This window comes from Paenibacillus sp. NPDC058177, assembly GCF_042883835.1.
GTDB classification, from domain to species: Bacteria; Bacillota; Bacilli; order Paenibacillales; family Paenibacillaceae; genus Paenibacillus_AQ; species Paenibacillus_AQ agri.
This window is the reverse complement of the sequence record NZ_JBHVVB010000001.1, coordinates 355,498-376,132: the sequence shown is the minus strand read 5'-3', so window position 1 is coordinate 376,132 and position 20,635 is coordinate 355,498. Positions and strand designations below refer to the sequence as shown.

At 42.5% G+C, this 20,635-nt stretch carries 19 protein-coding genes; 5 read left to right on the top strand and 14 right to left on the bottom strand.

What is annotated here, in order from left to right:
• Window positions 1-165: 165 nt before the first annotated feature.
• From ACFVU8_RS01650 to ACFVU8_RS01640, 3 genes are all read right to left on the bottom strand, one after another.
• Window positions 166-765, bottom strand: a complete 600-nt coding sequence (locus ACFVU8_RS01650) for a TetR family transcriptional regulator (protein WP_379464454.1) — start codon at window positions 763-765, stop codon at window positions 166-168.
• A 165-nt stretch (window positions 766-930) separates the two neighbouring features.
• Window positions 931-2,088 carry a YhgE/Pip domain-containing protein gene (locus tag ACFVU8_RS01645; RefSeq protein WP_387425657.1) on the bottom strand — a complete coding sequence of 386 codons (1,158 nt, stop codon included), beginning with the start codon at window positions 2,086-2,088 and terminating at the stop codon, window positions 931-933.
• 145 nt (window positions 2,089-2,233) lie between these two features.
• Window positions 2,234-2,596 (bottom strand): winged helix-turn-helix transcriptional regulator, encoded by a 363-nt coding sequence (locus ACFVU8_RS01640; RefSeq protein WP_387425656.1) that lies wholly within the window; start codon window positions 2,594-2,596, stop codon window positions 2,234-2,236.
• Window positions 2,597-2,817: 221 nt separating this feature from the next.
• On the opposite strand from ACFVU8_RS01640, the gene ACFVU8_RS01635 reads away from it, so the two are divergent.
• Window positions 2,818-3,384: an NAD(P)H-dependent oxidoreductase gene (locus ACFVU8_RS01635; protein WP_379464457.1), complete on the top strand. Its 567-nt coding sequence runs from the start codon at window positions 2,818-2,820 to the stop codon at window positions 3,382-3,384.
• 514 nt (window positions 3,385-3,898) lie between these two features.
• Here ACFVU8_RS01635 and ACFVU8_RS01630 read toward each other — a convergent pair.
• The 3 genes from ACFVU8_RS01630 to ACFVU8_RS01620 form a co-directional block, all read right to left on the bottom strand.
• Complete coding sequence (locus ACFVU8_RS01630; RefSeq protein ID WP_387425655.1) at window positions 3,899-5,176, bottom strand: sensor histidine kinase; 1,278 nt, start codon at window positions 5,174-5,176, stop codon at window positions 3,899-3,901.
• The gene (locus ACFVU8_RS01625; RefSeq protein WP_387425654.1) at window positions 5,173-5,901 is read right to left on the bottom strand and encodes a LytR/AlgR family response regulator transcription factor; all 729 of its coding nucleotides are present in this window, start codon (window positions 5,899-5,901) and stop codon (window positions 5,173-5,175) included. The genes ACFVU8_RS01630 and ACFVU8_RS01625 overlap by 4 nt, the downstream gene beginning before the upstream one ends.
• Window positions 5,902-6,147: 246 nt before the next feature.
• A complete protein-coding gene (locus tag ACFVU8_RS01620; protein ID WP_387425653.1) occupies window positions 6,148-7,071 on the bottom strand; it encodes a ketopantoate reductase family protein in 924 nt (307 codons plus the stop codon).
• Between the two features lie 148 nt (window positions 7,072-7,219).
• On the opposite strand from ACFVU8_RS01620, the gene ACFVU8_RS01615 reads away from it, so the two are divergent.
• The gene (locus tag ACFVU8_RS01615) at window positions 7,220-7,771 is read left to right on the top strand and encodes a TetR/AcrR family transcriptional regulator (protein WP_387425652.1); all 552 of its coding nucleotides are present in this window, start codon (window positions 7,220-7,222) and stop codon (window positions 7,769-7,771) included.
• A 184-nt stretch (window positions 7,772-7,955) separates the two neighbouring features.
• Here ACFVU8_RS01615 and ACFVU8_RS01610 read toward each other — a convergent pair whose 3' ends face one another.
• The 3 genes from ACFVU8_RS01610 to ACFVU8_RS01600 form a co-directional block, all read right to left on the bottom strand.
• Window positions 7,956-8,597, bottom strand: a complete 642-nt coding sequence (locus ACFVU8_RS01610; protein ID WP_387425651.1) for a hypothetical protein — start codon at window positions 8,595-8,597, stop codon at window positions 7,956-7,958.
• A 204-nt stretch (window positions 8,598-8,801) separates the two neighbouring features.
• Window positions 8,802-9,674 (bottom strand): carbohydrate ABC transporter permease, encoded by an 873-nt coding sequence (locus ACFVU8_RS01605; RefSeq protein ID WP_387425650.1) that lies wholly within the window; start codon window positions 9,672-9,674, stop codon window positions 8,802-8,804.
• 15 nt (window positions 9,675-9,689) lie between these two features.
• The gene (locus ACFVU8_RS01600; protein ID WP_387427160.1) at window positions 9,690-10,640 is read right to left on the bottom strand and encodes an ABC transporter permease; all 951 of its coding nucleotides are present in this window, start codon (window positions 10,638-10,640) and stop codon (window positions 9,690-9,692) included.
• A gap of 155 nt (window positions 10,641-10,795) precedes the next feature.
• On the opposite strand from ACFVU8_RS01600, the gene ACFVU8_RS01595 reads away from it, so the two are divergent.
• From ACFVU8_RS01595 to ACFVU8_RS01585, 3 genes are all read left to right on the top strand, one after another.
• A complete protein-coding gene (locus tag ACFVU8_RS01595) occupies window positions 10,796-12,574 on the top strand; it encodes a sensor histidine kinase (protein WP_387425649.1) in 1,779 nt (592 codons plus the stop codon).
• Window positions 12,575-12,823: 249 nt separating this feature from the next.
• Window positions 12,824-14,434, top strand: a complete 1,611-nt coding sequence (locus ACFVU8_RS01590) for a response regulator transcription factor (RefSeq protein ID WP_387425647.1) — start codon at window positions 12,824-12,826, stop codon at window positions 14,432-14,434.
• Between the two features lie 105 nt (window positions 14,435-14,539).
• Window positions 14,540-16,216: a type 2 periplasmic-binding domain-containing protein gene (locus tag ACFVU8_RS01585; RefSeq protein WP_387425645.1), complete on the top strand. Its 1,677-nt coding sequence runs from the start codon at window positions 14,540-14,542 to the stop codon at window positions 16,214-16,216.
• Window positions 16,217-16,268: 52 nt separating this feature from the next.
• Here the strand turns inward: ACFVU8_RS01585 and ACFVU8_RS01580 are convergent, their stop codons facing one another.
• From ACFVU8_RS01580 to ACFVU8_RS01560, 5 genes are all read right to left on the bottom strand, one after another.
• On the bottom strand, window positions 16,269-16,958 hold the full coding sequence (locus tag ACFVU8_RS01580) for a CAP domain-containing protein (RefSeq protein ID WP_379464466.1): 690 nt from the start codon (window positions 16,956-16,958) through the stop codon (window positions 16,269-16,271).
• 187 nt (window positions 16,959-17,145) lie between these two features.
• Window positions 17,146-18,435, bottom strand: coding sequence for an SMI1/KNR4 family protein (locus tag ACFVU8_RS01575; RefSeq protein ID WP_387427159.1), 1,290 nt, complete (start codon window positions 18,433-18,435; stop codon window positions 17,146-17,148).
• A 67-nt stretch (window positions 18,436-18,502) separates the two neighbouring features.
• On the bottom strand, window positions 18,503-18,988 hold the full coding sequence (locus ACFVU8_RS01570; RefSeq protein WP_387425643.1) for a DUF2199 domain-containing protein: 486 nt from the start codon (window positions 18,986-18,988) through the stop codon (window positions 18,503-18,505).
• Between the two features lie 347 nt (window positions 18,989-19,335).
• Window positions 19,336-19,893: a peroxiredoxin family protein gene (locus tag ACFVU8_RS01565; RefSeq protein WP_379464468.1), complete on the bottom strand. Its 558-nt coding sequence runs from the start codon at window positions 19,891-19,893 to the stop codon at window positions 19,336-19,338.
• Between the two features lie 19 nt (window positions 19,894-19,912).
• On the bottom strand, window positions 19,913-20,635 hold the full coding sequence (locus tag ACFVU8_RS01560) for a cytochrome c biogenesis CcdA family protein (RefSeq protein ID WP_175372559.1): 723 nt from the start codon (window positions 20,633-20,635) through the stop codon (window positions 19,913-19,915).

Genomic DNA, 20,635 nt, shown 5'->3' with positions numbered 1-20,635 from the left:
CCTTGTGGATCGGACTGGAGATGTATCCTTTAATCATTCTTGAGATCTGCTCGTGCCTTTTCCGCTGTAATACTAAAAATGAAAAAGACGCTAACCAGATATATTACATCCGTTAACGTCTTCATCGGTCAAGTTTAAAATAAACATTATCCAGCTCATCAAAGCTTAGGAGTCTATGTCAGTTGTACGTAAGGAAGCCAATACGAGCTTAACGATATGGTCTGCGGTCACTGCAGAGTCATAGTGTGTATTCTCTAGCAAGCTGCTATGCGCGGTATGAATCTTGAATGAAAGAGCGGCTCCAATGACAAACATCAGCGTATGATCCAGTGAATCAAAGTGGAAGAAGCCTTCGTTGCGGCCCCGCTCCAGCAGTTCGCGTACCTTCTTCCATACTGGTTGGACATAGATAAGCACGATATCAGCACGTGGAGAGGTGAGTTCAATCTCCTGCTTGATGATGTTACTCAGTTCTGAGTCCTCTAGCCCGAAGAAAATAATCTCCCGGATCAGCAGAGTCAGCCCCTCTACAGGATGACTCAAGAGGTCGCCACTGTCCTTTATCCGATTCCCTGAAAAAAACTGTTCAAATATAGCACGCAGCAAATTCTCCTTGCCGCCAAAATAATAAGAGACGAGCGCCACGTTCGCTCCTGCTTCCTCACAAATTTGTCTGACACTGGTACCGTCATAGCCTTGTCGCGCAAACAATTTCTTGGCCGCTAGCAGGATGCGCAGCTTCATGTCGGGATCAGCTGTAGTCATGATTCAATCAATCTCCTCGCGTGATCATATAGAACCTATTATGGATGCTTTATCACGGATAGGCAAGTCTCCCGTAGCGTAAAGACCGGCTGCATATAAAAAGTCTCCTGCGTGAAGCCGATCCTCTTTTGAACCCAATATGCGAAACGAATTCACAGAGACCTTTTATTCAACAGGAGCCACAACAGGTACTGCCACACGCGCAGTTTGTTTGCGAAGTCCTGTCGCAGCCAGGCTCACGAAAAGCGAAGCTGCGAGGATCGCCACCAGTAAGAGAACGTCAGAAACAACGCTTGGACCTCCGAACAATAGATTCATCAAGCCGTCCACGGCATAGGTCGCTGGCAGGTAATGACCTAACCCTTGGTAAAATCCACTAAGTAATTCCCGTGGAACCATCGCCCCTGAGGAAACTAGCTGCAACGACAATAGCGTCATATTGAACAGCATTCCAGCCATACCGAAAACGATCAAGAACATCTGAGCGAAGAACATAAAGGTCAGAAGGAATAATGCTTGGAACAACCAGACAGAGATAAAGCCTCCTGCATGCTGGCCCCCCAGCCCGGCGATCAGTGATGATCCGATTAAAGAGACGACGATTGCGGAACTAACGTTAATGACCACCCTGGCACCAAACTTGCTCCATTTTGAGATGCCAGGACCTATCGTATCCGTCGCCTGCTGAAAATTCATCCCCATGATCATGGCGCCAACAAACGAGGCGAGCACCATCATCATCGGCACCATCTGATTGTTCATGCCCTGAACAGGGTTGGTAAATGTCATATCTGCATTGACTTTATCTACGACGCCTTGTGCGATACCCTGCGCTTGAGCTGCCGGCACATTTGCCTGCTTCAGTACAGCTTCCGTTCCTTGAATCGTAACTTGCTTGCCCACAGTTGCGGTTATTTGAGCTGCGACGCTCTGCATCACACTCTTAATCATCATTGGATTGGATTCATTGATCGTGTAACGAAGCTCAGCTTGTTGCCCCTGGCTTTGGAGTTGTTGGGAGAAATCTGCTGGCACCTGCAGCACCATCTGCACCTCGCGCCGTTCCAGACTTCCTTTCGCCTCTTCCAAACTCATTCCTGTTATCATATGAAACGGAAGTGACGCTGCGAGCTGTTCGCTGATCTTTGCACCAGCCCCTTGGTCTTCATTGACTATTGCAATCGATAGCTTACTCGTATTCTCATTAATTCCTTTGTAGCCCGTCATCCAAATGATGCTAAAAATAACTTGAAACATCAGAAGCATCACGATTCCGACGATGGTCGCCGGTTTCTTCAGATAAGCTTTCAAAGCATAAAGCATAGGTATCTCTCCTTTTTTTGTAATACGCCAAATTAAATGATTGTTTAAATTAAACGTTTGTTTTATTCTAGATCGACCTTTATCCGCTGTCAACTATTTAATAATAAATACAGACAAAGCAGGTAAGTGACGCAATTAGAATGAACTAGTGATCCGGTAACATCTCTTCCAGCAACACAATATCTTCTCCTTGCTGTTGCCTCATTTGAATATTTTCTTTGCCCCAAGAACACATAACTTCAACGATTTTATTGGCGGTGACACCATATTCCGTAAGGCTATATTCGACTTTTGGCGGCATCTGCTGATATACGTGTCGGCTTACAAGTCCATCCTTTTCAAGCTCACGAAGCTGCTGGATTAGAACCTTTTGTGAAATGCCGTGAATATTGCGCTGTAATTCGCTTGTTCTCTTCACCCCAGACATTAACAAGCAAATAATCAGAGCTTTCCACTTACCGCCGATGATTTCAAGTGTGGCTTCTATACCCAGATTGTATTGTTTCATAAAAGTAACCCCTCACTCATGCTGACTGCTACAGTCGTCTAAAATTTCATTGTTGCATACATTTTTTTTCGAGTCCAGTACTTACTTTGAAGTAACCATCTTACCTCATTGTGTGTATTTTCTTTTTATTAAGCCTGCAACATAATGATGATATTCGCAAAAAGAGGCAAGGCACCAGAGGATACACTCTTTGATATGGGCCTGAGAAAGGAATTTTCATAATGAAAACACTAGTGATTATAGCGCACCCGAACCTTGAGGATTCAAGGGTAAACCAGAGATGGAAAGAAGAACTGCTACAATATCCAAACGATATTACCATTCATGAGATTTATAAGGAATATCCTGACTGGAACATTGATGTTCATAGAGAACAAAAGCTATTAGAAGCACATAACCATGTTATCTTGCAATTCCCTTTGTATTGGTACAGTTATCCGCCGTTATTGAAAAAGTGGTTTGATGATGTGTTTGCATATGGATGGGCTTATGGATCAAACGGTGACAAGCTTAAAGGGAAGAAGATGGGGCTTGCCATGTCCATAGGCGATAAAAAAGAAAATTATGTGCCAGAAGGCTCTGTTTCTTTTACCGTGGATGAAGTGACTACGCCTTTCAAAGCCAGTATTAAACATGTGGGCGCAGTAGCACTCCCCTACTTTGCTGTCTTCGGCGCTTCATTTCAAGCTAGCGATGAGGAGATCAATCACAGTGCGGTAGAATATATCAACTATATTCTTAAGTATTACAATGACACCGGCTCTTCCGTGTTAGCTGTTCCATCATAACGCTACCTGAATCGGATATAAGGGGCTATCCTAAGTCTTTTCAATGACTTAAAAGATAGTCCCTTATCGATTTCACCAATGCACCATCTACCTAACTCACTGAATAAAATGCCAATCCGATGCTCGACATGATCAGCAACAGAACAGTAATAAAGAGCGAAGAGGTTAAATACTTAGCTTCTTTAGATTGATCTGAAGGTAATGTTCCATTTTTTCTGACAATAAACGAATACAGAATGTATCCCAATATAGGAGTCGTGATAATCATTAATACTACCCATATCCAAGGAACTAGTCCTCGACCTACGCAATCGTTATAAATCCATAAACAAGATAACAATATAGTCAGCAACGCAAATACAACAACTAATAAGACTAATGGAATCATATTGTTCCCTCTCCCCTTTAAGAATGGATTACTTATATGATTCATTTTAGCTGCTATTTTCCCGCATTTTTTCGGCTCGTTGTATTCCGCACATTTCTCGTTGTAATCTGCAGAAACACCCACGTTTTATGGAGTAGGCAAAACTACAATCGAATTAAAAAATCCATCCTCGTAAGAAAAGTCATAATAGCCCTTTAATTTTTGCACCCTTTCGTTAATACTGCTGATTCCAAGGCCGTATCTGTTATTTTCTTTTTCGGAAATCAATGTCCCGCTTGAAAAGTCTATATTAATGTTGTTAGACGAATTAACAATAATAATAAATAACTTATTATCATTAAATTTGATGTTGATTTCAATCTCCTTCTTTATCTCTTCTCCTAATCTAAGTACTGCTTCAATCGCATTATCTAGTAGATTTCCTAAAATAGCCGCTAGATCAATCGTATGTTCAATAATTAAATCATGGGGGACTTGCAGGTCTAACTTACTCTCAATATTGAGCTTCTTGATTTGTTCTAGTTTACTATTCAGAATGGCATCGATCGGTATACAACCTGATAACAGTCGATATGAGAATACATTCGTTTGCAATAACGCATCAAGCTCCTGTTTTACCTCGTCTGTCTTTTTTCTTTCTAAACCATAAACTATATTCACTAAAATATTTTTGAGATCATGTTTTAGCTTGGAGATTTCACGCTGATTGGCTAGGCTCTCTTCATAATGCTTATTCTGGGCTTCAAGCATAGAATATTTATGAATCTGAAAACTTTTACTCACTAGATTATTGTAAACCGCCATGATACACACATTAACAATTAATAAAAAGATACATGGAATAAATTGATTCAAATCTTTGTATTCAAAGATCCAGTATATACTCAATAAGGACAAGCAAGGCACTATACTTAATAGCAAACTTTCCTTATTACTTAATCCTATTTCACTCTCTGATTTGAAGTAAAGTAACAGCTTGACAGTTAGCATTACAATCAGCAACGATACAAAGTTAGCACCAAAATATATCGTGAGCATAGTAAACCAACCGCCTTCAAATTTTTGCTCAAAATTTAATGTGACTATGGACAGCGCCAAGTCCGCCAATGTAGTAATCAGCGTAAAGAAGATAATATGAAATCCCTTTTGAGCCATCGATCCATAAAATGAATACAGAATGCAGCTGCTTAATAAAGCAACGAATAAAAACAACCTGACGATAGGGTCTGTGTCACTGGATAGAAATTTTATCGCCCCCATACAGAGAAAGACCAATACATAAAATTTTTGCTTCGAAATTCTTAGACTAAGGAACCCTTTGAAGTAAATAGAAATCGATGTAACTTGAACAAGTGTATATAGCACAGCTAGGATCGCAACACTTATAACCTCTATGCCTCTCAAAATCCAATTCTCCTTTTAATAAAATGGTTATACGCATCTTTGACTATTTTTTTCTGCCCCCTGCTAATAGCGTATTTCTCTTTGTTGGTGAGAATAACATCCGTTCCGGAAATAATATGAATATAGTTTAAATTCACCATCGTACCTTGATTTACTTTTATAAAGGACAACGGATCAAGCATGTCTTCCACATCCTTTATGGTTCCATAAAAAGTAAACTCATTATCACAAGTTACAACATGTAAAATCCTACCTTTTAGTGATGAAATAGAAAGAATCGTCTCACTTTTGATTTGATAATTCAGATTTTGCGATTTGAAGAACAAATATTGATTATTTCTCGTAATCTCTTCCACTGCGTGGAGTAGCACTTTACTGATGTTCTCATCATCAATAGGTTTTAGGATATAGCGAAAAGGTGATACTTCAAAACTTTCCATAGTGTATTCGGCATAGCTAGTAACATAAATGATAATCATACTTTTATCTGTTTCCCTGATTTTCCTGGCTACTTCAATGCCATTCAAAGAGTCCATTTCAATATCCAGGAATAAGATTTGATATTCTTCATTTCTAACATGTAAGGCATTCAGTAAAGTTGCTCCGGATCCATAAATATCAATATCTAGGGCTATGTTTGGATACTTGCTTACACAATCCATGATTATCTTCTCTAATTTGGAGCTATGTAATTGGTCATCATCACAAATGCAAATTCTTATCATCAGTGAAACCGCCCTTTTGAATAATAACTCTCCATTTCCCCCACGCTACCGTCGTCCTAATGAATTGTAATCTTATTATATTACTTGATGGAAAAGTATTACTATTGTCATCTCTTCAATTAAAAACTATTTCCGTGTAATAATCACCTGTGTTCTGTGAAAATAAAGCAGCGACAGAACAAGACTTGATAAATAAAGTCTAAGACTGCCGCTGTTGTTGTTCAAATATCGTTTCCCGTAAATAAATTACTGAACATGTATTTCCGATTTGATATCATTTTGGCTTAAAAATTTCATTAAATCATTACTCAGCTGTACAATCTCATTGCTAGCACTATTCGCATAATCCGGCAACATCATATCCCTAACCATTTTAGTTCGTAGCCATGTCATAAAGAAAAGATCCAACAATAAGTTTGGCAATCTAAGCACCCTTTTAAGCATTGGTGGATCAATTGGAACGCCAGCTTTTTGTATTGCCCTTAGATACGCTTTTAAAGTGACTGTTATTTTGCGTGCTATCTTTTTGGTTCTGGCTGTTTTTTTGTCATTTATCTTATTCTCTGAATGCAAAAAGCTCAACATGGCAATGTCTGATACGGAATGTGTGATTAGATACGCTTGCATATCCTTTTTTATAACGTAGGGAAGCTTTGCTGTTTTAAATACGTTTGCGAGTTTTTCTATGCGTTCTGTCACTACACCATTAATTTCTCCAAATGCAGTTGCCGCTATAATCTTTGGCAGAAATCGAGCATGCAATACTCCATCTTTAATCTGTCCGCCGAAGCCGGGAAAAGCTGGTAAAAGTCTATCCCCTACGATATCCAGCCATGAAGAAAATCCAATTGAATTATTAGTCATCGTAACTATATTTTTGCTTTGATTATCTTTTAGCGCTAACAACGCTGATTCGGACCGATCATAACGAACGGTAACGAAAATAAAATCATATACATCGTCATTTTCGAGCGTATCAATGACATTCACTTGTATCGATCTAACTGTACCTTTTTCTATATATTGCAGGCCATTTTCTTTTAATGATTTAAATCTATTAGAATGTGCAAACAGGCTAACGTCAAACCCTGCTTCAATAAGCTTTATTGCGTACATGCTCCCGATGACACCTGCACCAAAAATTAAAATTCTATCTTGTTTTGCTGTCATTAAAACCACCCCTACTTATTAACATTTCCTTTTGATTATCCGACAACATGTTGTATGATGTGATTATAAATCTTCATTATTCCTTGATCAACCATCAGTTTTTTATGATTTGTCGGATGATATTCTTATTCGCTAGTAGGAGGGAAATATGAAAAAGCAACCCCAAATAACAGAGAAAACAAGACAAAAGTTTGTAGAAGTTTTTTGTGAGTTATATAGCCAAAAGCCGATTGAGAAGATTTCGGTTCAGGAAATTGCGAATAAGTCAGGGTATAACCGCAGCACCTTTTATCAATACTTTACTGACATGTACGAATTGTTAGACGCTGTTGAAAATGACTTATTGAATGAGATGAAAAAAGAATTGGCGAATAAAGAGCTATCGATGCATACGGTTCAAGATACGCTCTTTTGTCTGGATAAAAGAGAACATCTCCTGGTTCTTAATGCCCTTTTAGGTGATTATGGAAGCGCCCATTTTTTAAAACGCTTAAAAAATGAAATCACGTTGGATCAATTAGAATTAAACGTTCCGCAAAACCATTCCTTAACGCCATACTTCGTTGAGTTTTACCTGACAACTTCTCTTTCTTTATTTCGTCTTTGGCTCCAGCGTCAACAGGATTTATCGTCAGAAGAATTTTTCAATCTGGTGGAGAACCTATATTCAAGAGGGATTACGCCCTATTTTAAAGAGTGAGTCTGTCTGTCATTCAAACCAAATCCATATGTTGTATAACAATTTAAACAAAAACCCACTCCTTTTTTAACGGAAGTGGGTTTTTGAAGGGACTTTCCTTTTATTACACTATCATTCATCGTTAGTTCAACAGGCTACCAACTGTGTTACCTACCAATGAAATCAACAATTGTTTGTTTTCATCTCATAATCCAAAATGCTCACGAACTAATTTAAACTGTTCTTCAACACTCATTTCGGGTGTTCTTTCCAGTGTTTTGATGCCATTTCGAATGCAAGCGCTTTTTACGTCATGTGAAAATCTCACCATGTTTTTATTACCATTTGCGATTGTTGCCGCTGGATTTGATGTAAGATTAATAACATCCAAAATCATCTTATGGTCTTCTCTAAAGAAATATAGCCTTTCTATTTCTTCGTCAGAAGTATAGAGGCAAATCATTCTTTCTTTTGGAATAAAGGGTAATATACGCTCGGGCATAATTCCTAAGTCTATAATGATTGGTTTATCAGTGGGCATTTTTAATAAATCCGTAACAAAAAATTCCATCATCTCTTCGACAATTTGAAAAAGCCAATGAACATGTTCATCATTAGGTTTATTGAACCATTTATCCCAATCTAAACCCGAATGAGGATACTGTAAGGCAGGGTATTCAACTGGATTTGTGAATGGTCTGTACTTCATCACGTTATCTTCCAGTGTTTGAAATCCTAACTCTTTAACAAATTTCTTTGTCATTGTGGACTTCCCTGCACAACAACCACCATTTAACCAATATACATGCTTTAATTGTTCCTTCAAATAATTATCATTTATTTTCATTGTAATCCTCCTCAATTTTTTTAATATTGAGGGAGGTGACGGATTCTTATTGGTTTTCTGTAGCTGTAAAACCACATAGCAAATCCCCCTTTCATTATCTTAATCCATCGTATTCGACATATTTTGGTTAATTCCTTCCTTCTCGTTATCCTGTGCCCTTATTTTCACTTCAAATCTATTCGGGGGGATGGTTCTCTCCAGTGACTACTCTTTCACAGCCCCAACCACAATCCCCGTCACAAAATAACGCTGCAGGAACGGATATACCAGCAGGATCGGCAGCGCACTGATAAAGATCTGCGAAGCCCGAATGGTACGTTGTGACAGATTGGCAACGGCTGACGGATCGAGCTTTGACATATCTGCCTGAACGATGATCGTTTGCATAAAGGTCGCCAGTGGCAGTTTGTCTGAATCTCTAATATAAATGATACCGTCAAAATAGGAGTTCCAATGCCCCACCATCAGGAATAGAGAAACCGTAGCAAGCACGGGTAAGGAAACCGGCAAGTATATTTTCAAAAAGGTCGTAAAATGCCCTGCCCCATCAATAAACGCAGCTTCCTCAAGCTCCTTGGGTACGGTCCGGAAGAAATTAAGCAGTAGAATGATGTTGAATACCGCAACTAATCCAGGCAGAATCAGCGCTAACAAAGAATTCATCAACCCAAGCTTAAGAATCAGGATATAGCCCGGAATCAGTCCTCCGCTGAACAGCATAGTTACGACAAAATACCAAAGGTAAATGTTCCGCGCCCGGAAGACCCGTGTCTCCTTGGACAGCGCATAGGCTGCGATCGTATTGACCACCAGTGCAAGTCCTGTTCCAAGTACGGTCCGCTCCACAGACACCCACAAGGTGGATAGGAAATTCGCGTTGTTAAAAGTCTTCGCATAGGCTTCCAGCGTGAAACCTATCGGCCAGAAAGTAACCAATCCGGCATTAGCAGGAGCCGACGCGCTAAGTGAGACCATGAGCAAGTGATACAAAGGCAATAAGCAGAGTACAGCAAGGATCGTCAAGAACACATTGTTGAATATGCTGAAAATGCGATAAGGGATTGTTTTATGATACATTCGTTCTCATCCTTTCTAGAAGATTCGGTACCCTGCAAATCTATAGGCCAGTCGGTAAGAAATCACAATTAAGATTAAGCTGATCACCGATTTGAATAGATTCACTGCGGTAGCGAAGCTGAACTGCCCGCTAAGAAGACCTTCCCTGTATACAAAGGTATCAATGATATCCCCTTGCTGATAGATCAACGGACTGTAGAGGTTAAACACCTGGTCGAAGTTAGCATTAAGCACATTACCCAGGGCCAAAGTCGCGATCACGATCGCAATTGGAATCAGCGCAGGTATGGTAATATATATCGTCTGCTTCCAGCGCCCCGCTCCATCCACTTCAGCAGCTTCATAGAGTGACGGACTAATCCCGGATAATGCCGCTAGGAAGATGATGGTATTGAAGCCGAACTCCTTCCAGACATCACTCGCTATAATCGTAAAGCGGAACCAGTTGCCATCTCCCAGGAAGAAAATCGGCTTGATGCCGAATACAGATGATATGAACTGATTAATGAGACCTGTCTGGGCCAGGATATCGATCAGAATGCCTGACAGTGTAACCCAAGACAAGAAGTGTGGAAGATACACGAGCGTTTGAATGGTTCTTTTGAGCGCCATCTTCCGTACCTCGTTCAATAATAAGGCGAAGATAAAGGGAATAATCAGGTTCATCACAATTTTGGAACAGGCAAAAAACAGCGTATTCCACGTGATTTGCAGGAAATAATCATTTTCCCACATGTACCTGAAATGCTTCAGTCCGACCCACTCCGAACTAAAAAAACCTAATGCAGGTTTATACTCTTGAAAGGCCATGAGAATTCCAGACATCGGAATATAAGAAAAAATAAACACCATAATGACCGCCGGCAATACCATCAAATGGAGAATCCATGACTGGTTAAAGCCTTTTTTTCTTTTTCTATTCGGCTTACTCCGGGTGTTCGCCTGCGGTATCGAGTTGACCTCCATATTAGCCTCCATAGCGCTCTCCTGTTCCCAAAAAAATATTTTGTGTGTAATGGGGATCTCTGCTATAAATAGTATCAGGCCTTTCTCAGGTCTGACTATATAACATTGTTAGGCTTGATATGGTTTTATTAGGGCATCATCTGGAGGAGTCATACATGAATCTATGGAAGCGCTTTACACTACTAAAGGAACAGGCACGGTCCCGGTTTAGCCTCTTTGCCAAAATCAATTGTCTGATCATTGTCTTGTTCATCCCGATTATCATCGTGTATACCTATTCGAACAACGTCACATTCGATGTCGTTAGCAAAGAGTTGCAGGTCTCCAATACTAAACAGCTCACCTTTCTATCCAGCCAAATCGATTCTAGAATAAATCAGATGATGGATTTCAGTCTTATTCTTTCAAGAGATCCCAATGTCAGAGCATTCAACGGTTTGAATATTTGGGATGATCGTTATGATCAGATGCAGACCCGTTATGTCATTCAGGAGAAAATGGTGCTGCAGTCTGGAGTCACCGATATTTGGCCCACCAGATACGCTGTGCATTCACAGCAGAATAAAGATGTTATCGCCAATTACAACCGTTCCACGGGGTATGATGAGGATTACTTAAAGAGAAATATGAGTGGAAAATGGACCTATGGTGATCAAGGGGGAGAGTCGCAAAATAAGCTGCAATCCTTTTACTGGTTCTTCACAGATTCCTTAGCCCAGCCGGGGATGTTGACGGGCAGCAATCTGGTGATTGAAGCCAGCTTCAGCTATGAGAACATTCAGAACATGCTGGATAAGTACAAGGAAGGTGGACAAGGCGATCCCTTCTTTTATCATAAGGGCAATTTGCCCATTCTGAACCGTAGTGCCGACAAGCAGCTATCAGAAGAACTTATTCGTTATCTGGATAGTCACTCGCCTGAGAATACAACCCAGGATGTAGTGAAGCTGAATGGGAAGAACTATCTGGTCAGCTCGGTGAAATCCTCCTATCTGGATTGGCATTTAGTAGATGTGGTCCCACTCTATCAAATTCTTCAACCGATTTCACTCAGCCGGGACTTGTTCTATATCTCGATGATTTTACTATTTGTTGTGGGCATTTCGGCTTCGATTCTACTATACAGAAACGTGCAGTCTCCTATCAAAAAGCTGATCCAAGGCTTACGGCGCGTGCAGCGGGGAGATTATTCCGTTCGTCTTCATAGCAAGGATCAGAATGAGTTCTCATTTCTGTTCCATCGGTTTAATGATATGTCACATCAAATTCAAGATCTGATAGAGAATGTGTTCAATGAAAAGATTAGGGCCAGAGAAGCTACGCTTAAGCAGTTACAAGCGCAGATCAACCCCCATTTTCTCTATAACTGCCTTGGTTATATTATCAATATGGCCCAGATGAAAGAGCAGGAAGCCGTCATCTCTATGGCTTATAACTTAAGTGCGTACTATCGCTATACTACCCGAATGGAACGGGAGACCGCTTCTCTGAATGATGAAATCAAATTGCTCGTCAATTACTTGGATATCCAAAAGCTGCGCAATGGCAGAATAGAATATCATATTGATATCCCTGAGCCTATGCTTAGCCAGTCTGTGCCACGCTTAATGCTGCAGCCGATTGTGGAGAATTCGGTCATTCATGGTGTGGCGAAATCCTATTCATCAGGAGAAATCAGAATTAGCGGCGAGCGTGCGAACGGTTTCTGCAAAATTTACGTTGATGACGATGGACCCGGCCTGAACCCGGATCAGCTAGAAGCTTTGAATCGGAAAATGCAGCAGCCACTGCAGGAGGAAATGGGCTGTGGTCTCTGGAATACGAATCAGCGAATCATTCACCTGTTCGGCAATCAATCCTGTCTTATATTTGGCCCCTCTCCTCTCGGAGGATTCCGCACAGAGATCATCTGGGAAATTCCAACTGAGGAATAAAACAATAACTATATAAGATGAGCAACAGAACACAACAAAAGCGAGTAGGAACGAAGGGGGAAGTTTGGAACTGGAGGAGCGTAGCGTTCGCATTTGTCACCAGATTTCAACCGCTAGAAGCGGTTATAAAGAAGAAATCTGGGGACAACAGCGACCGGAAGTCCAAACATTCCACCGTAGTGACGACCCAGCCTTACGTTAGGAACTTAAGTTCGTCTTATATAACAAACCATCAAGGAGACTAACAACATGCAAATGATCATCGTAGACGATGAAGCCCACTGGGTAGATAACCTTTCTACAACAAAACCTTGGCATACGTTGGGAATTGAACAGGTACACAAAGCCTATTCGGCGCATGAAGCGCTACAAATTATCGATACCCACCCCATAGATATTGTGATCTCAGATATTCAAATGCCGGAAATGACGGGAATTGAACTGATCGAGCGGATAAGAATACGTGATAAAAAGATAAAATGCATTATTTTATCCGGCCATTCCGAATTCGATTATGCCAAAAAAGCACTGCAGTACGAGGCCATTGATTACTTACTCAAGCCACCGACTGACGATGAATTGATGGGTGCAGTAAAGACTGCCATTGATCAATTGAACAACGAATGGGAGCTCGTAAGCTCCCTCACACGAACCCAGTTTACCCTTCGCGAGAATCTGCCGCTGTTACGGGGTCGATTACTTCTGGATGCCTTGCAAGGACATCGATTCCAAGCCGGCGAGTGGGAACGTAAGCTTGTGAATTACGGTCTCCCCTTCCACGCCGGGGATTGCGCGTTAATGCTTGTACGGTTGGAAGAAGAGTTTGGACAATACAACAACAACGATCAGACTTTGATCGAATATGCGATCATCAATATGGCCGAAGAGATTCTGGGCGAATTTATGGAAGTCTGGGGCGTTAAGGAGGAGCATGGGTATCTGGTGTTTCTGCTTCAGCTGAAAGAACAAGGAACCGACATTGGAAAAGAAACTTTGCTGGAGAAGCTTTCTTTACAGCTTCAGTATAAGGTCAAGCAATTTCTGAAGGGTTCCCTCTCCATTGTTATCACAGAGTGGTTCACGTTTCCTGAACAGCTGTCCAATCGTTTTCGTCAGGCTACGGGTTACTTCCGGCAAATCGTCGGAGACGAGCGCGAATTCGTGATGCGGGTTAATGACGTGGATCATTCTGCGGCACATGGCCCTTTGGACGCGCTCTATACCCCGCCCTCTTTGATTCATCTGCTAGAAAGCGGGCAGTGGGATGCGGCGGAAGAGAAATTACTCGCTGTCTGTGCGGAGCTGGATGAGAAATGGTCTGAATCCTGGGAGCATTGTATGGAGGCTGGCTTTTTAATTACGGCTTCGTTCACGAATCTCGCTCACCGCAATGGGCTTACGCTGGCTAAGTTAATGGGGACTGACATTGAGGAGCTACAGAGCGGAGATGCTTTTACCACGATTAGTAAGCTTAGAAAATGGTCGCTCAGTGTCCTAGACAAACTTAAAGAAGGCACATCCAACGATATCAAAGACATACGGTCAGAGTATGTGAAGAAAATTCAGGATTTTACCGATAAAAACCTCCATCTTGATGTTTCCTTGCGTGTGCTAGCTGATCATGTTAATCTCCACCCGACCCATTTATCTAAAATTTATAAGATCGAGACGGGCGAAGGAATCAGCGATTATATCGCACGCCTGCGCATGGATCGTGCCTGTCACAAGCTGAAAACAACCTCCAAGAAAGTGTATGAAATCAGCATGGAGATTGGATATATGGACCCGGCTTATTTTATCAAAGTGTTCAAACGGCAGTTTGGGGTAACGCCGCAGGAGTACAGAGACAATAATAAATAGCATGATAGAGTCCTATCGAAACTAAAAAACTCATATAGATGCCATCCCCGACAACTTGTTAAAGTTACACTTGTAAAGATCATACACAGTAGGGGGAATTGAAGAATGATCAAATTCAAAAAAATGTGGTCGATGCTCACAGTCACCGCACTTATCACACTCACAGCCTGTGGCAGTGGCGGAACTTCGAATGAGAACGCCAAATCAGGCAATGCCACTCCAAGTTCATCCGAAGCAGATGCTGCTTTTGAAAAAGGTAAATACGATCCACCCATCGAATTCAGCTCGGTGTTGATGCCGAAGAAATATGTACAAGGGGATACGAAAGAAAATAACGTTCACGATCGCTGGATGCTGGAGACGCTGGGCATGAAGCATAAAGATACCTGGTACCCTGCCAATGACGATCAATACAGACAAAAGCTGCAGCTGGCCATTGCATCTGGTGAGAAGCTGCCTGATTTCGTGGCTGTTCCAACTAACGCGGTATTGACCAATCAGCTGATTGATTCCGGTCAGTTCATTGCTATCGATGAACTCTTTGACAAGTATGCCAATAAGATTTTGAAAGACCATGCGGCAGCGCATCCGGAACTGTGGTACCCGTTCACCAAGAACGGTAAGAAATACAATATGCCGATCCTTGAGTATACGGATAATGACGACACGCTGCTGTGGTTGCGCGAAGATTGGATGGAAAAGCTGCATCTTGAAGCTCCGAAAACCATCGCTGATCTTGAGAATATCATGGATAAATTCAAGAACGAGAATCCGGATGGCTTAGCACCTAAAGATGTTTTCCCACTGGCGATTTCTTTAAAAAATAACACAAACACCTGGATGGGCTCACTCGATTGGTTATTCGGAGCCTACGGCACCATTCAAGAGCAATGGAACAAAGATGCCGATGGCAATCTTGAATACGGCTCCATTAATCCTGGTGCCAAGCAAGCACTAGCAAAGCTTAGTGAATGGATGGATAAAGGCTATATTCATACAGACTCCGCGCTGTGGGATGAAGGTAAATCTGCTGAGAGCTGGACAAAAGGCGCAGCAGGAATCCTGCCAGGCGCGAACTGGGTGCCGGACTGGCCTGCTCCCGATCTGTTGAAAAATGTACCTGGGGCGAAGATTAAAGCTTACCCAGTTCCAGCGGGACCAGATGGATTCATCGGTACGAAGTGGCAGAACTCCGGCGTAAACGCCAGTATCATGATTAACAAGGATGCCAAGCATCCTGAAGCGATTTTCTTATACTATAACTACTTGCTTGATAATTTAGCTAACCCGGCTGCAGGCAGTGAATTCGAATATGGCTTCGCTAAGGGCTACGATTGGGACATTATTGATGGACAACCGACCAGTGATAAAGAGAAAATTAAAGACTTTTCCAATGAGTTCCCTTTCTTGACTGGTCCGGCACGTATTCCTGATCTGTACATGAAGACACTTGTTAAACTAGCAGATGGTAAGACACCAGAAACTCCTTATGAAAAACAGATGGCTGAGTTCCGTAAACCGGAAAACTGGGCAGCTGCTAAAGTGGTTATGTCGCAATTAGACGTTCGTAAGCAAAACTACTTCACAGGTGCTGCGACGCCAACAATGGTCTCCAAATGGAACCTGCTTCGTCAGTCCGAAATGGAAACGTTCAACAAAATCATTTACGGCAAACTGCCAGTAGATGCCTTCGACCAGTTCGTAACCAATTGGAAAGCTAACGGCGGTGACCAGATCACCAAAGAAGTGAACGAATGGTTCAAGTCTGTATCGACTAAATAAAAAAACAGGCCGAAGCGAATCCCCTCGCTCCGGCCTGTTTTTTATAACGAGACTAGCCCGTAAATTCTTGAACCCACTCTTTGTTATAGTAGCCAATTCCAATTTCGGTGAAGCTGCTATTCAGGATGTTCGCACGATGACCAGGACTGTTCATCCATTGGTTCATCACTTCCTCCGCGCTTGTCTGGCCGTTGGCGATGTTCTCACCTGCTGAATTATAGGTGATCCCAAACGCCTTCATCATATCAAATGGGGAGCCATACGTCGGAGACTGATGGTCAAAATAATTGTTGTCGTACATATCCTGCGCCTTGGCCAGAGCCATTTTCGAGAGCGCACTATTTAAGCTAAGGGATTTCAAACCTGCTTTCGTTCGTTCTTGGTTCACCAGATCCAATACTTGCTGCACAAATTGGGATGAATCGCCGGATGCTTCTGGATTGGCAGACTTCTGCGGGTTAGTTGACCGCCCTGGATAAGCAGACTGCTGTGGATTGGCTGACGGTTCCGGGTTAGTAGCTGATTGCGGATACGCAGTCTGCGTAGGTGTTCTCTCTGTCGGCGTATTGTTGCCTAAAAGCCCCCCTAACAAACCCGAAACATCACCAGGTACTTGTGCTTGTTTAGCTCTAAGTATTGAATCCTTTGGAGCATCTGTGGAAATGGAAGAAGCTTGAGTTAAGGTTGACGCTGAAGCACCATGGCGAGCACGAGTCTCAACTTTCGTTTGTTTAGTTGTCATTTGCTTGTCAGCCGAATGATTACTAGAACAAGCCGTAACGAGTACTAGTGCTGCAATTACAATCAACGGTTTTATAACAATCCCTCCTGAACTGTCAAAGTAGTGACGTTATTCAGTAAAGTTTTTGTTTAGTTCCATTGATTTATTCATGATTTACCCTTATCAGCTCACATTAACAGCGGTTGCTTTAAGCAAGCCGTTCTAGCGCCTTACGGATGACTTGTTTTTCTTTTTTAAGCACAGCTGTGTCCAACGCCTGTTCGAGCAAGCTGCGGACCTGCTGTGCGTCCACATCACTATTGAACAGCACGTAATCCTCCGGCAGACTGGATAAGGCCGAAATGACAATCTGACGCTGTACATCCTTCCCGCTGAGCCAGTGTAAGATGTCGGATACTGAAGGCTGTGAATGGACATACAACGTATCCCAACCGTTATAAGGAAAAGACACCTTCTCCTCCATCCACTCCAGCACTCTGCGGCTTCCAAAATGCTGAAGCAGCGAATTCGCTTCATAACCACTCAGCTTATTCTGTTTCGCAGAGACTTCCAACATTTCGAAGACCCGATTAAGTCCCTCACCTTCCGGCAGACAGCGTGCAGAAAGATAAGCACGAGTAGAGGGGCTCACTTTAACCGCTGGAGCTTCCGACCACAGTGATCGCACCACATCAGCTGCGTTCTCCTTCAGAACATCACCTGCACTGCACATTAAAGCATCGATTTGATTGGGATCTTGCTCTGCACTGGCTCGCTTCAACCAGGCTTGCAGCACTGCCTCTCCATCATAGCGGGCAAAGGCTGCTGCCACCTCCTTGTCCACCCCGTTCATCTCTGTATAGGTGATGAGCAGCGGAAGCTCCTCCTGAGCCTGTTCCAATGAAAGCGTTAGGTATTGATTCAGCCATGCCTTCCAGCGTTTGCTATTTCCACTCTCCAAATCCAAGCCGAACTCCCCGCAAAAATACGGATACTGCCATTCCTCGGCTCCGACACAACCCAGTTCTGTTACCCGGTCTACAAAAGCCGTTATGGATGGCGCAAGGAGCTGGAATTCTGCCGTCTCATGTGCCCAATGCACAACGGAAGTTCCGGAAGGACTGCCCAAGTCCAGCAGTAATTCATCCCCGTTGCCGGCGACATGAAAGGTAAGATACCGCCGTTGCCCCTCCATTTCCTCATCGGCAAAATCGGAGAAACAAAGCTGATCTGTACCCCAGCCTATATCTCCACTCACATCAAAAGGTTTAATCGTCTCACATGGCAAGCTCCAGTATACTAATACTTTGCCCGAGCCATCCTTTAGCAGTGAACGGAACTCCCCAGGCAACTGGATTCTGAGCCGGGATTCAGCTTCAGCAATTTCCCGCTCTGGTGCAGGGTGATCAATGGTAATAAAGGTGCTTGCCCCCTTCAGCTCCAGGGCCTGAACTAGCCACTGCCACTGCCGCTTCCATGTGTCCAGTTTATGTTTCATCAAAATTGCTGCCTCCCTGCCTATGTTCTACTTATAATTCATCAACTTGCCGTCCATCTCCTTACAACTAAACGTGGTACACCAAATGAGCAATCTCCTTAACTCTTTCCATCGTAATTCCGTCCCTTTGTTCAATTGCAAGGGAATGGTCTGTTTGTTCTAATTCAATTAGCGGAACGACACCCACTTCTTGTGTAAGTACCATTGTCTTCAATGACAACGTCGATATTGGATACATTGAAAGTTCAGTCGATAACCAGCCGAAATAAGGTTCTTCCTCTTCTCTGCCTTCTACTAACAATAATTCATTCGCTCTAAAAAAATTCTCTTCACTAAGAGACACCCACACACTCCAAATAAACTTCTCATTACTACCCACTATTGGTATTTCAATATGCCCTCTAATAAAGAAGTGCTGTTCATCAATTACACAAAAATCGCCAGTTAATTCTGTTCTTTGCTCTTCTGGTACCAAATTAAAGTAATGTGGTGCTTCAATTCCATAACATAATGGAAGTTCACTTAATTCGTTGTCACAATGAGGACAATTCATAATTTTGCTCCTTATATATCTTGTTGGTTTACAGTACTATATATAAGACGAACTTAAGATTCTCACTCAAAGCTTGGTCGTTACTACGGTGAAAGTTTGGACATCCGGTCGCGGTTGAAATCCGGTACAGCCCATGCTTCCGATGCGAGCTTTCCTGCGGAAAGCTTTCAGGCGAGCGCTAACGCTCCTACAGTTCCAAACCTTCCCCTTCGTTCCTTCTCGCCCTTTGTAATTTCTTATATTCGTCGTATATAGACTGACCCGATTATAAAAAATAGTGGCAGTCTTGGACAAGATAATAAAGTCCTAACTGCCACTTTTTTTCTGTTCAATTCTTATTCTAACATCTATTTCACTTCTGCAAGCAGTTCAGACATCATCTCATAATTCATAGCGCCCCGCACCTTCTCCCGTACGACGCCATCGGCATCCAGTACATAAGTCGTTGGGTAGGCGACGATCTGATAAGTTTGCATAAGCTCCCCGTCCTCATCTAATACAATTGGAAAAGTAAGCTTCTGCTCTTGAACAAATGGCTGGACATCTCCAAGCGCCTTTTCCGTTAAGGTCATATTCACCCCGAGGATCACTACATCTTCCGATTCATAATTCTCATAAATGCTCTGCATATGCGGCATCTCTACCCGGCACGGAGGGCACCATGTAGCCCAGAAGTTGAGCATTACTCTTTTCCCTCGAAAATCTGACAACCGCACTGGATTTCCACTCAGATCTTGTAATGTGAAATCTGGAGCTACTTGCCCTTTCTCAATACCAACATCATGACTTTCCGCTTCTGAGCTTGCGCTTTGCAGGGGTTGTTGCTCAGACTTGTTGAAGTATTCATATCCCCCATATAGTACTAATCCAATGATAAAGATGATGGCAATGACGTTTTTCTTCATTTTAACTACCTCCAGTCTATCAAAAAGTAATATCCCACAACGTATATTTAGCCAGCCAAGCACTCAGCTGTTGCAGCTGCCCTGTGAACAGGAGAAGTCCCATCCCTAGGAGCAGTACCCCATTCACCTTCGATAACAGGGGCATCCATTTGTTCATTTTTTTAAGCACATTCATAGAGTATGTTAGCAGCCAGGAGATCAGCAGAAACGGAATACCGAGACCAAGCGAATACACGGCCAACATGCCTATACCGCTCCATAATGTATCAGCTGAGCCGGCCATCAGTAGAATCGAAGATAATGCCAGTCCAACACATGGGCTCCAACCTGCTCCGAATGCAAATCCAGTAAGTAAAGAACGAATAGCTCCACGGTTATGTCCGCCTTTGGTCTCCCAGGTTTTGCCCGACATTAGAAAGGACAGATTGAGTAATCCGATCATTTGCAGACCAAAGATAATAATGAATAAGCCGCTTATTTTCTGAACCAAATCTCGTTGCTGAGCAAAAAATTGGCCGATAAAGCTGGCCGAAGCGCCCATGGCGATAAAAATCAGACTAAATCCCAGAATAAAAAAGAGTGATTGGGAGAACAATCTCCCTCTATGTACTACAAGCTTGCCGTCTTGCAGCGAGGAGCCTGTCAAATGGGATAGATAAGCAGGAATCAATGGAAAGATGCAGGGAGATAGAAAAGACAACATTCCTGCGGCAAAAGCTACTACAATGGTAATGTGATTCAT

Coding starts and splice junctions, on each gene's coding strand:
- ACFVU8_RS01650 (WP_379464454.1), bottom strand. CDS start 765: ATGACTACAGCTGATCCCGACATGAAGCTGCGCATCCTGCTAGCGGCC.
- ACFVU8_RS01645 (WP_387425657.1), bottom strand. CDS start 2,088: ATGCTTTATGCTTTGAAAGCTTATCTGAAGAAACCGGCGACCATCGTC.
- ACFVU8_RS01640 (WP_387425656.1), bottom strand. CDS start 2,596: ATGAAACAATACAATCTGGGTATAGAAGCCACACTTGAAATCATCGGC.
- ACFVU8_RS01635 (WP_379464457.1), top strand. CDS start 2,818: ATGAAAACACTAGTGATTATAGCGCACCCGAACCTTGAGGATTCAAGG.
- ACFVU8_RS01625 (WP_387425654.1), bottom strand. CDS start 5,901: ATGATAAGAATTTGCATTTGTGATGATGACCAATTACATAGCTCCAAA.
- ACFVU8_RS01620 (WP_387425653.1), bottom strand. CDS start 7,071: ATGACAGCAAAACAAGATAGAATTTTAATTTTTGGTGCAGGTGTCATC.
- ACFVU8_RS01615 (WP_387425652.1), top strand. CDS start 7,220: ATGAAAAAGCAACCCCAAATAACAGAGAAAACAAGACAAAAGTTTGTA.
- ACFVU8_RS01610 (WP_387425651.1), bottom strand. CDS start 8,597: ATGAAAATAAATGATAATTATTTGAAGGAACAATTAAAGCATGTATAT.
- ACFVU8_RS01605 (WP_387425650.1), bottom strand. CDS start 9,674: ATGTATCATAAAACAATCCCTTATCGCATTTTCAGCATATTCAACAAT.
- ACFVU8_RS01600 (WP_387427160.1), bottom strand. CDS start 10,640: ATGGAGGTCAACTCGATACCGCAGGCGAACACCCGGAGTAAGCCGAAT.
- ACFVU8_RS01595 (WP_387425649.1), top strand. CDS start 10,796: ATGAATCTATGGAAGCGCTTTACACTACTAAAGGAACAGGCACGGTCC.
- ACFVU8_RS01590 (WP_387425647.1), top strand. CDS start 12,824: ATGCAAATGATCATCGTAGACGATGAAGCCCACTGGGTAGATAACCTT.
- ACFVU8_RS01585 (WP_387425645.1), top strand. CDS start 14,540: ATGATCAAATTCAAAAAAATGTGGTCGATGCTCACAGTCACCGCACTT.
- ACFVU8_RS01580 (WP_379464466.1), bottom strand. CDS start 16,958: ATGACAACTAAACAAACGAAAGTTGAGACTCGTGCTCGCCATGGTGCT.
- ACFVU8_RS01575 (WP_387427159.1), bottom strand. CDS start 18,435: ATGAAACATAAACTGGACACATGGAAGCGGCAGTGGCAGTGGCTAGTT.
- ACFVU8_RS01570 (WP_387425643.1), bottom strand. CDS start 18,988: ATGAATTGTCCTCATTGTGACAACGAATTAAGTGAACTTCCATTATGT.
- ACFVU8_RS01565 (WP_379464468.1), bottom strand. CDS start 19,893: ATGAAGAAAAACGTCATTGCCATCATCTTTATCATTGGATTAGTACTA.
- ACFVU8_RS01560 (WP_175372559.1), bottom strand. CDS start 20,635: ATGAATCACATTACCATTGTAGTAGCTTTTGCCGCAGGAATGTTGTCT.